This window comes from Micromonospora sp. NPDC005413, assembly GCF_040606435.1.
GTDB lineage: Bacteria > Actinomycetota > Actinomycetes > Mycobacteriales > Micromonosporaceae > Micromonospora.
The window spans coordinates 177,773-188,427 of the sequence record NZ_JBEXEV010000010.1; the positions used below are offsets into that span (position 1 = coordinate 177,773).

The following is a 10,655-nucleotide window of genomic DNA, read 5'->3' on the forward strand; positions in this document are numbered from 1 at the left end:
CGTCAGGTGGTCGGAAGCGTGCGGTCCAGCAGGTCGAACAGGGCGGCCCAGTGTCGTTCGGTGGCCTGCTCGTCGTAGACCGGGGTGTCGGCCATGGTGAAGCCGTGGTGCGCGCCCTCGTACAGCTCCGAGCCATACCGGACGCCGGCGGCGGTGAGCGCCTTCTCCAGCGTGGTGATCTGCTCGGGCGTCATCGAACGGTCCTGGTCGGCGTGCCCGAAGTACACCTCACCGGTGATCGAGCTGACGCCCAGGTGCGGGCTGTCCGGCGCGTCGGTGACGATCCGGCCGCCGTGGAAGCTGGCGATCGCGGCGATCCGGTCCGGGTACGCCTCGATGGCCCGCAGGGCATTCGTGCCGCCCATGCAGTAACCGGTGATCGCGACCGGCCCCGGCCGGACGTCGTCCCGAGCGGCCAGGAAGTCGAGGTACGCGGCGGTGTCCCGGCTGATCACGTCGGGCGTCAACGCGCCGACCAGCGGCATGATCTTCTCGAAGAGCGCGGCGCGCTGGTCGGCCTCACCGATGCGGGACAGGTCGAACAGCGGTGCCCGACCGGCCCGGTAGAACAGGTGGGGCGTCAACACCAGGTAGCCCCGGGCGGCGATCCGTTCCGCCATCTCCACCAGGCGCGGGCGGGGACCGAAGGCGTCCATGAAGAGCAGCACCGGCGGGAACGGGCCGTCGCCGTCGGGCCGGGTGAGGCACGCGTCCGCGACCCCGTCGCCGGTCGGGATGTCCACCGTCGTCGTCTGCACCGGAGCCTCCTCGTACGAGAGTTGATCGTCGGGAACGCTACTCGCCACGCAACCGGCCCCGTTCGACACCCGGCCCGAGCCGGGGACCGTCGATCCCTGGATAAGACCACCCTGGGTGATGGGCGGCGACCGACCCAGGCTTGTCCATGACCGATGAAGGAAACCGTCGACCTGGGGGTTGTTGTGCTCGACCTGACCGTTCCGGACCTGACTGGAAAGCTCGCCGTCGTGACCGGCGGCAGCGACGGCCTGGGCCTCGGCCTGGCCGCGCGGCTGGCGCGAGCCGGCGCCGAGGTGGTGCTGCCGGTCCGTAACCCGGCCAAGGGTGCCGCCGCGCTGGATGCCGTCCGGGCCGCCGCGCCGGGCGCCGTCGTGTCGACCCGGGAGCTGGACCTCGCCTCGCTGGACTCGGTGGCCGCGCTGGCCGACACGCTGCTCGGCGAGGGCCGCCCGATCCACCTCATGATCAATAACGCGGGCGTGATGACACCCCCCACCCGGCACACCACGGCCGAGGGCTTCGAGCTTCAACTCGGCACCAACCACCTCGGCCACTTCGCGCTGAACGGACGGCTCCTACCGCTGCTCCGGGCCGGACGAGCCCGGGTCACCACCATGTCGAGCAGCGCCGCCCGCTCCGGCCGACTGGACTGGGACGACCTGCAGAGCACCCGCCGGTACGCGGCGATCCGCTCGTACAACGCCTCCAAGCTGGCCACCCTGCACTTCGGGCTGGAACTCGACCGGCGCAGTCGAGCCGGCGACTGGGGCATCGTCAGCAACGTCGCCCACCCGGGCACGACCATGACGAATCTCTACGCGTCCGGTCCCAACCTGGGCCGCAGCCGGCCCTCGCTGCACCACTCGGTGATGAATCGGCTGGCTCGCTGGGGCATCCTGGTGCACTCGGTGGACGCCGGGCTGCTTCCCGCCCTGTACGCGGCCACCAGCCCGCAGGCGCAGGGCGGCCGGTTCTACGGCCCGGACGGTTGGGGGCAGTTCACCGGCGCGCCGACCGAGTTGACCGTCTACCGCTCGGCGCGCAGCACGGGCGACGCCGCCCGCCTCTGGACCGTCTCCGAGCAGCTGGTGGGCGTCGAGTTCCCCGGCAACTGACCGGGGCACGCGCCGCGTGAACGCGGCATCGAGAACGGGCGGTGGCCCGTACCGCGAAGGACGCCCGCCGGTCAGGGGCGGTAGCGGTAGCCCATGCCCGGCTCGGTGATGAGATGCCGCGGTCGGGCCGGGTCGTCCTCCAGCTTGCGCCGCAGTTGGGCCAGGTACTGCCGCAGGTAGTTCGTCTCGTTCTGGTATTCCGGCCCCCACACGTCCTGCAGGAGCTGACGCTGGCTGACCAGCTTGCCGGGGTGGCGCAGCAGCTTCTCCAGCACGCTCCACTGGGTGGGGGTCAGCTTGACTTCGGTGCCGTCGTCCCGCAGCACACTGTGGTCGGCCAGGTCGACGGTGTGTTGACCGATCCGCAGTGCCGGCACTGCCTCGCTGGGCGCGCCGAGGCGGCGGGTCACGGCGCGGATGCGGGCCAGCAGCTCCTCGACCCCGAACGGCTTGGTGACGTAGTCGTCCGCACCGGCGTCGAGCGCGGCGACCTTGTCCTCGCTGCCGGTCCGGCCGGAGAGCACGATGATCGGCACGGCGGTCCACCCGCGTAGGCCTCGGATCACCTCCACCCCGTCGATGTCGGGCAGGCCGAGGTCGAGCACCACCAGGTCGGGCGGGTGGCTGGCGGCGGCTTTCAACGCGCCGGCACCGGTGCCGGCGACGTCCACGTCGTACCGGCGGGCGCGCAGGTTGATCCGCAGGGCACGCAGGATCTGCGGTTCGTCGTCGACGACCAGGATGCGGGTCATTCCTGCGGCCCCTCCGAGCTGGTCTGCACGGCGGCCGGCAGCCGCAGCACCAGGGTGAGGCCACCGCCGGGAGTGGTCTCGGGGGTGATGCTGCCACCCATCGCCTCGGCCAACCCCCGGGACAGGGCAAGGCCGAGACCGACGCCGGTCTGGTTGTCCCGGTCACCGAGGCGTTGGAACGGCAGGAAGACGTGCTCCCACTGGTCCTCTGGGATGCCCGGCCCTCGGTCGATCACCCGCAGCTCGACCTGGCCGGCGTGGGCGCTGGCGGTGATCGTGGGTGGCTGGTCGGGCGGGCTGTAGCGCAGCGCGTTGGCGACGATGTTGACCAGCACCCGTTCCAGCAGGCCCGGGTCGGCGGTGGCCGCCGGCAGGTCGGCCGGGATGTCCGTGCCGACGGTCGCGGCCGCCGGGCCAAGTTCGTCCAATGCCAGGGGTACGGCGTCCTCCAGGCCGATCGCCGTCGCCGTGATGCCGAGTACGCCGGCCTGGAGTCGGCTCATGTCCAGGAGGTTGGCGACCAGCCGGGCGAGGCGGTCCAGCGACTCCTCGGCAGTTTCCAGCAGTTCCTCGCGGTCCTGCTCGTCGAACTCGATGTCGTGGCTTCGCAGGCTGGTCACGGCCGCCTTCGCCGACGCCAGTGGCGTACGCAGGTCGTGGCTGACCGCGGCGAGCAGCGCGGTGCGCATGCGGTCCGCCGCGGCGAGGGGTCTGGCGGTGGCTGCCTCCTCGGCGAGCCGCTGCTGGCGCAGCGCGACGGCGGCCTGGGCGGCGAACGCCTCGACGATTCGCCGGTCGGCGGCCTCCAGTCGCCGGCCGGCGAGCACGACGGTGATCCGGTCGTCGACCGGTACCGCCGTCTCACCGCCGTCGGGCGTGCAGGCCGGCTGCTCGCCGACGCTGGCCACGACACACCAGGCGTGCTCCTCGCGGGCCCGCTCGGGGCGCCCGCTGGCGTCCTCGGCCAGCTCCAGCACGCTCACGGCGCGCAGCCCGAAGGTCTCCCGGAGCTGGTCCAGCAGTGCGGGCAGTGGGCGTTCGCCGCGCAGCACGCCACCGGCGACGGCGGCGAGAGTCTGTGCGTCGGCGGCGGCGCGGGCGGCCTCCCGCGTACGTCGTGCGGCCACGTCGACGACCCAGCTCACCGCCAACGCCACACCGACGAAGACGGCCAGGGCGAGCAGATTGTCCGCCTCGGCGATGGTCAACGTGCGGTAGGGCGGGGTGAAGAACCAGTTGAGCAGCAGCGATCCGCCGAGCGCGGCGACCAGGGCCGGCCATACCCCGCCGACCAGCGCGACTCCGACGACCCCGGCGAGGAACAGCAGGATGTCGTTGGTCAGCGTCAGGTCGGGCAGGGTCTTCAGCAGCAGGGTGAGCAGGGGTACGCCCAGCACCGCCAGGGCGAAGCCGAGCAGCCGTCGACGCCGAGACAACGCCGCCGGCACTGCTGCTGCCCGGCGGCCCTTGCCGGCCTGCTTGTGGGTGACCAGGTGCACGTCGATCGAGCCGGAGAGCGCGGTGGTGGTCACCCCGACACCTCGGGCGAACATCTGCGCGAAGCGGCCCCGTCGGCTGGCGCCGAGGACCAACTGGGTGGCGTTCACGCCCTGCGCGAAGTCCAGCAGTGCGGCCGGCACGTCGGTGCCGAGCACCTGGTGGTAGGTGCCACCCAGGCTCTCCACCAGCACCCGCTGGCGGGCCAGTTGGGCCGGGTCGGCGCCGGCCAGCCCGTCGCTGCGGCCGACGTGAACGGCGAGCAGGTCGGCGCCCTTGCTGCGGGCCGCGACCCGGGCCGCCCGGCGGATCAGCGTCTCGCCCTCCGGACCGCCGGTCAACGCCACCACGACCCGCTCCCGGGCCTCCCAGGTGGCGGCGATGCCCTGCTGGCTGCGGTACCGGTCGAGCTGTTCGTCGACCTTGTCGGCCAGCCAGAGCAGCGCCAGCTCACGCAGGGCGGTGAGGTTGCCGACCCGGAAGTAGTTGCCCAACGCGGCATCGATCTTGTCGGGGCGGTAGATGTTGCCGTGCGCCATCCGTCGGCGCAGCGCCTCGGGTGTCATGTCGACCAGCTCGACCTGCTCGGCGGCGCGGACGATCTCGTCCGGCACCGTCTCCCGCTGGGTGGTGCCGGTGATTTGCGCGACGACGTCGTTGACCGACTCCAGGTGCTGCACGTTTACCGTGGACAGCACGTCGATTCCCGCGTCGAGCAGCTCCTGGATGTCCTGCCAACGCTTGTCGTGCCGGGAACCGGGCACGTTGCTGTGCGCCAACTCGTCGACCACCGCGATCTCCGGCCGGCGGGCCAGCACCGCGTCCAGGTCCATCTCGGTGAACTCGGCGCCGCGGTAGGTCATCGTGCGACGCGGGACCTGCTCCAGGTCGCCGAGCATGTCGGCGGTGTGCTGGCGGCCGTGGGTCTCCACGAAGCCGATCACCACGTCGGTGCCGCGCGCGGCACGCCGCTGGGCCTCCTCCAACATGGCGTACGTCTTTCCGACGCCGGGGGCGGCCCCGAGATAGATGCGCAGTTCTCCGCGTGGCACGCAAACCATCCTTCCTGGTCAGGGTCGCCGGTGCGGGAACCGGGCGAGGCCGCCCTCGTGGAACGGCCTCGCCCGGTGTCGTGCTCAATGCCTGCTCAGCGCGCCGGGAACTGCTTGTCGAGGGCGATGTTCAGCTCCAGCACGTTGACTCCCGGCTCGCCCATGAAGCCGAGCCCTCGTCCGTCGGTGTGCTCCTTGACCAGCTTGCGGACCGCCGCCGGGTCCGCGCCGCGTTCCCGCGCGATCCGGTTGACCTGCAACTCGGCGTACGCCGGGCTGATCTGCGGGTCGAGGCCGCTGGCGCTGGCGGTGACCGCGTCGGCGGGCACGGCCGGGTCGGCGGGCGCGTTGCCGCGGATCGGGGTGACCACCCCGCCGGCGGCCACGTAGTCCTCGCCGGGCTGGGCCAACTCCACCGGCACCCCCTCGTAGGAGGACACGAACGGGGTGGCCGGGGCGGCCTGGTTGACGCTGACCACCCGGGTGACCGGGCCGGTCAGACCGTCGGCGCGGAAGACCGCGAGCACGGCACCCACCCCGTCGTCGGTGCAGAAGGGGCGCCGGCCGTCGACGCCGTTGAGCTCGCCGACGGACTTGCTCCGCCCGCACACCTGGGTGAGCAGGCTCTCGCTGGACTCCTCCGGGTCGGTGGCGATGGTGTCGACCACGCTCTCCGGGCCCAGGTTGCTGGCCGAGGTGGAGGTTGGGTCGTAGCCGTCGCCAGCAGCGGACGGGCGGGACTGGAAGTAGCGCGGGACGGGGTTGCCGTCGGCGTCGGTGAAGGACTGGCCGATCAGAGAGCTGCCGATCGTCGTCCCACCCGACTCGATCAGCGAGCCGTCGGTCTTGTGGCTGAGGCCGGGTAGCTGGCCGACCGCGACCAGGGCCAGTGGGTAGACCAGCCCGAGCAGCACCGTGAAGACGAGCACGGCACGCAGGGCGGCGAGGTGTTGGGCGATCCAGGTGGGTAGGCGCATCACGAAATCCCCGGGATGAACTGGATGAGCAGGTCGATGAGCTTGATCCCGATGAACGGCACGATGATGCCGCCCAGCCCGTACACCAGGAGGTTGCGGCTGAGCAGCTTCGACGCGGCGGCCGGCCGGTACCGCACACCGCGCAGGGCGAGCGGGATCAGCGCGATGATCACCAGGGCGTTGAAGATGACCGCGGACAGGATCGCCGACTCCGGGCTGGACAGCCGCATGATGTTCAGCGCGTCCAGGCTCGGGTAGAGGCCGGCGAACATGGCCGGGATGATCGCGAAATACTTCGCGATGTCGTTGGCGATGCTGAAGGTGGTCAGCGCGCCACGGGTGATCAGCAACTGCTTGCCGATCTCCACGATCTCGATCAGTTTGGTCGGGTCGGAGTCGAGGTCGACCATGTTGCCGGCCTCCTTGGCTGCCGACGTACCGGTGTTCATCGCGACCCCGACGTCGGCCTGAGCGAGCGCCGGCGCGTCGTTGGTGCCGTCGCCGGTCATCGCGACCAGCCGGCCACCCTCCTGCTCCCGCTTGATCAGCGCGAGCTTGTCCTCCGGTGTCGCCTCGGCAAGGAAGTCGTCCACCCCGGCCTCGTCCGCGATGGCCTTCGCGGTACGCGGGTTGTCACCGGTGATCATCACGGTCCGGATGCCCATCCGGCGCATCTCGTCGAACCGCTCCCGCATGCCGGACTTGACGACGTCCTTGAGGTGGATGACGCCCAGCGCGCGGGCGGGCTCTCCGTCGACGTGCTCGGCGACGACCAGCGGGGTGCCGCCGGTGCCACTGATGGCGTCCACGATCTCACCGACCTGCTCGGTCGGATGCCCGCCGTTCTCGCGGACCCACTTCATCACCGCCGCGGCCGCGCCCTTACGGACCCGGCGGGCCGTGCCCACCGCCCCGCCGTCCATGCTGGCGTCCGGCGTCAGGTCGACGCCGCTCATCCGCGTCTGCGCCGTGAACGGTACGAAGGTGGCGTGCGGCATCACGCCGGGCTCGCGCTCCCGCAACCCGAACTCGTTCTTCGCCAACACCACCACCGAGCGACCCTCGGGGGTCTCATCGGCCAGGCTGGACAGTTGCGCGGCGTCGGCCAGGGCCGCGGCGTTCACCCCTTCGACGGGTACGAACTCGGCGGCCTGCCGGTTGCCCAGCGTGATGGTGCCGGTCTTGTCCAGCAGCAGTGTGTTGACGTCGCCGGCCGCCTCGACGGCCCGGCCGCTCATGGCGAGCACGTTGCGCTGCACCAGCCGGTCCATGCCGGCGATACCGATGGCGGAGAGCAGCGCGCCGATGGTCGTGGGGATCAGGCAGACGAGCAGCGAGATCAGCACCACCCCGGTGACACCGGAGTCGGTGATCGCGCCGCTGTCCGGTGCGGCCGCCTGGTACGCCTTGGAGAAGATGGCCAGCGGTTGGAGGGTGACCACGGCCAGCAGGAAGATGATCGTGAGCGCGGCGAGCAGGATGTTCAACGCGATCTCGTTCGGCGTCTTCTGCCGGTTGGCCCCCTCGACCAGGGCGATCATCCGGTCGATGAAGCTCTCCCCCGGCTTCTGGGTGATCTTCACGATGATCTGGTCGGAGAGCACCTTGGTGCCTCCGGTGACCGCGCTGCGGTCGCCACCGGACTCCCGGATGACCGGGGCCGACTCGCCGGTGATGGCCGACTCGTCGACGCTGGCGATGCCCTCGACGATGTCACCGTCACCGGGGATCGTGCCGCCCGCCTCGACGAGCACGACGTCGCCCTGACGCAGCTCCGACGCGGGCACCGCCTCATCCCGGTAGGTGTTGGCCCGTGCGCCCGACTTCCAGTCGATCAACCGGGTGGCGATGGTGTCCTTCTTCGCCTGCCGCAGCGTCGCGGCCTGGGCCTTGCCCCGGCCCTCGGCGACCGCCTCGGCCAGGTTGGCGAAGAGCACGGTCAGCCAGAGCCAGATGGTGATCGCCCAGGCGAACACCGACGGGTCGGTCACCGCCAGGACGGTGGTGAAGGCCGCGCCGACCTCCACGATCAGCATCACCGGGTTGCGCCACAGTGTGGTCGGGTTGAGCTTTCGCGCAGCGTCCGGAAGGGACCGGATCAACTGCTTGGGGTCGAGCAGGCCCCCGCCGACCCGGTTGCCCTGGTCGGCTCCGGTGGCGAGTTGCCCGGATGTCACGGACATGTCCTCGTTCCTCATGATGGTCAGAGCCCTTCTGCCAGCGGGCCGAGCGCGAGCGCGGGCAGGAAGGTCAGCGCGACGAGGACCACGGTGACGCCGACGACCATGCCGATGAACAGCGGTCGGTGGGTCGGCAGGGTGCCCTCGGACGCGGGGGTGGGTGCCTGGCGGGCCAGCGAGCCGGCCAACGCGAGCACGAAGATGAGCGGCAGGAACCGGCCCAGCAGCATGCACAACCCGAGCGCGGTGTCCCACCAGGTGGTGTTGACCGTGATGCCGCCGAAGGCGGAGCCGTTGTTGTTGCTGGCCGAGGTGAACGCGTAGAGCACCTCGGAGAGGCCGTGCGGGCCGACGTTGAGCGCGGTGGAGTTGTTGCCGGTGGCGAACGCGGCCGCCGTACCGGACAGCACCAGGATCGGCGTGATCAGGAAGTACAGCGAGGCGAACTTGATCTCCCGCGAGCCGATCTTCTTGCCCAGGTACTCCGGGGTGCGGCCCACCATCAGGCCAGCCACGAAGACCGTGATCAGCGCGAGGATGAGCAGGCCGTACAGCCCGGAACCGGTGCCGCCCGGCGCGACCTCACCGAGCATCATGTTGACCATGGTCATCATGCCGCCGAGCGAGGTGAACGAGTCGTGGAACGAGTTCACCGCACCGGTCGAGGTCAACGTGGTGGCGGCGGCGAAGGTGGCCGAGTTCGACACGTCGAACCGCACCTCCTTGCCCTCCATCGCCGCGCCGACCGCCTGCGGCACCGTGCCGTGGCCGGTCAGCTCGAAGATGTTGGTGATGGCGACGCTGGCGAACGCGAGGATGCCCATCACCGCCGCGATGGCGTAGCCCTGGCGGTTCTGCCCGACCATCCGACCGAAGACCCGGGGCAGGCTGAACGGGATCAGCAGGATCAGGAAGATCTCCAGCCAGTTCGTCCAGGTGGTGGGGTTCTCGAACGGGTGCGCGCTGTTGACGTTGTAGAAGCCGCCACCGTTGGTGCCCAGCTCCTTGATCACTTCCTGGCTGGCGACCGGACCACCGGTGATGGTCTGGGTGCCGCCGGTCAGCGCGGTCACGTCGGTGCCGCCGGACAGGTTCTGCACCGCCCCGCCGATCATCAGCGCGATGGCGCCGAGCACGGCGATCGGCAGCAGGATCCGCAGCGTGATCCGGGTCAGGTCGACCCAGAAATTGCCGAGCTGCCCGGTGCGGCTGCGGGCGAACCCGCGTACCAGCGCCACCGCCACCGCGATGCCGACCGCAGCCGACACGAAGTTCTGCACCGCCAGACCGGCCATCTGCACCAGGTGACCCATCGTCGACTCACCCGAGTACGACTGCCAGTTGGTGTTGGTCACGAACGACACGGCCGTGTTCCACGCGCCGTGCGGCACCACCGGGTCGAACCCCAGGGACAGCCACAGGTGGTTCTGCACCCGCTGGAACAGGTACAGGAAGAGGAGCGAGATCGCGGAGAACGCCAGCACGCTGCGGGCGTACACGCCCCAGGTCTGCTCGGCTGCCGGGTTGACCCCGATCAGACGGAAGATTCCCCGCTCGACCCGCGACTGCCTCGTGCCGGAGACCGCCCGGAACATGTAGTCGCCGAACGGCTTGTGGACGGCCACGATGGCCGCCACCAGCGTCAGCACGAAGATGACGCCCGCTGTTGTCATGGTCATCAGAAGCGCTCCGGAAACAACAGGGCGAACACCAGGAACGCGCCCAGGACGATCGCGAGCACCAGACCGACGGCATTGACCGCGTTCACAGCTTCTCCACCGCCCGGACCACCAGGGCGAGCACTGCGAACAGCGCCACCGTCAGGACCACGAACACCACGTCAGACACGCTGACTCCTCAGACCGGAAAGGTTCGTCGCGACCGCCTTCCGGTCGCGCCGGGCAATCAAAGCCCCACCAACCGCCTGACGGCATGGGTCATAACGCGGCCATGACGGGGACGAACCTTTTCTTGACGTGGTTTTCACACCGCCGCCCGAACAGGTGAAATGCGGCACAACCAAGCCAGGCAATCGCCCTCCGCCAACGGGCACCCCGCCGGCCCCACCCTGTGCCGCGCCGCCCCCGCCCCGCCCCGCCGCCACCCTCGGCGCAAAGCCCTCCACGGCGTGCCGGGGCGAGCCCCCTACCCTCGTCGATCTAGGGCAAATCGCTGTTCGAGGAGATCAACTCACGACGATCTGCCCTAGATCGACGCGGCGAATGGGGCGCGGGCGGCGCGGCGCGGCGCGGCGCGGCGCGGCGCGAGGCGGCGCGAGGCGGCGCGAGGCGGCGCGGCGCGGCGCGAGGCGGCGCGGCGCGAG

Annotated in this window: 8 protein-coding genes; 1 reads left to right on the top strand and 7 read right to left on the bottom strand. The window is 70.7% G+C overall.

Annotated features, from left to right (window positions below):
- Nucleotides 1–2 precede the first annotated feature (2 nt).
- Nucleotides 3–758 carry a dienelactone hydrolase family protein gene (locus ABZS37_RS14635; protein WP_355169029.1) on the bottom strand — a complete coding sequence of 252 codons (756 nt, stop codon included), beginning with the start codon at nt 756–758 and terminating at the stop codon, nt 3–5.
- A gap of 153 nt (nt 759–911) precedes the next feature.
- Between ABZS37_RS14635 and ABZS37_RS14640 the strand changes: the two genes are divergently transcribed.
- Nucleotides 912–1,874: an SDR family oxidoreductase gene (locus ABZS37_RS14640; RefSeq protein ID WP_355169031.1), complete on the top strand. Its 963-nt coding sequence runs from the start codon at nt 912–914 to the stop codon at nt 1,872–1,874.
- Between the two features lie 71 nt (nt 1,875–1,945).
- On the opposite strand, the gene ABZS37_RS14645 is transcribed toward ABZS37_RS14640, so the two are convergent.
- From ABZS37_RS14645 to kdpF, 6 genes are all read right to left on the bottom strand, one after another.
- Complete coding sequence (locus ABZS37_RS14645; protein ID WP_355169033.1) at nt 1,946–2,626, bottom strand: response regulator; 681 nt, start codon at nt 2,624–2,626, stop codon at nt 1,946–1,948.
- The gene (locus ABZS37_RS14650; RefSeq protein ID WP_355169035.1) at nt 2,623–5,175 is read right to left on the bottom strand and encodes a DUF4118 domain-containing protein; all 2,553 of its coding nucleotides are present in this window, start codon (nt 5,173–5,175) and stop codon (nt 2,623–2,625) included. The genes ABZS37_RS14645 and ABZS37_RS14650 overlap by 4 nt, the downstream gene beginning before the upstream one ends.
- A 95-nt stretch (nt 5,176–5,270) precedes the next feature.
- Nucleotides 5,271–6,152 (bottom strand): potassium-transporting ATPase subunit C, encoded by an 882-nt coding sequence (locus tag ABZS37_RS14655; RefSeq protein ID WP_355169037.1) that lies wholly within the window; start codon nt 6,150–6,152, stop codon nt 5,271–5,273.
- Nucleotides 6,152–8,335, bottom strand: coding sequence for a potassium-transporting ATPase subunit KdpB (gene kdpB / locus ABZS37_RS14660; RefSeq protein WP_355169039.1), 2,184 nt, complete (start codon nt 8,333–8,335; stop codon nt 6,152–6,154). Before kdpB ends, ABZS37_RS14655 begins: the two co-directional genes overlap by 1 nt.
- Before the next feature lie 20 nt (nt 8,336–8,355).
- Entirely contained in the window at nt 8,356–10,011 is a 1,656-nt protein-coding gene (gene kdpA / locus ABZS37_RS14665; RefSeq protein ID WP_355169041.1) for a potassium-transporting ATPase subunit KdpA, read from the bottom strand.
- Nucleotides 10,011–10,100, bottom strand: coding sequence for a K(+)-transporting ATPase subunit F (kdpF, locus tag ABZS37_RS14670; RefSeq protein ID WP_036390805.1), 90 nt, complete (start codon nt 10,098–10,100; stop codon nt 10,011–10,013). Before kdpF ends, kdpA begins: the two co-directional genes overlap by 1 nt.
- Between the last annotated feature and the right edge of the window lie 555 nt (nt 10,101–10,655).

Excerpts from the sequence above, each read along its gene's own strand:
- ABZS37_RS14640 (WP_355169031.1), top strand. The coding sequence starts at position 912 with ATGAAGGAAACCGTCGACCTGGGGGTTGTTGTGCTCGACCTGACCGTT.
- ABZS37_RS14645 (WP_355169033.1), bottom strand. The coding sequence starts at position 2,626 with ATGACCCGCATCCTGGTCGTCGACGACGAACCGCAGATCCTGCGTGCC.
- ABZS37_RS14655 (WP_355169037.1), bottom strand. The coding sequence starts at position 6,152 with ATGCGCCTACCCACCTGGATCGCCCAACACCTCGCCGCCCTGCGTGCC.
- kdpB (WP_355169039.1), bottom strand. The coding sequence starts at position 8,335 with ATGTCCGTGACATCCGGGCAACTCGCCACCGGAGCCGACCAGGGCAAC.
- kdpA (WP_355169041.1), bottom strand. The coding sequence starts at position 10,011 with ATGACCATGACAACAGCGGGCGTCATCTTCGTGCTGACGCTGGTGGCG.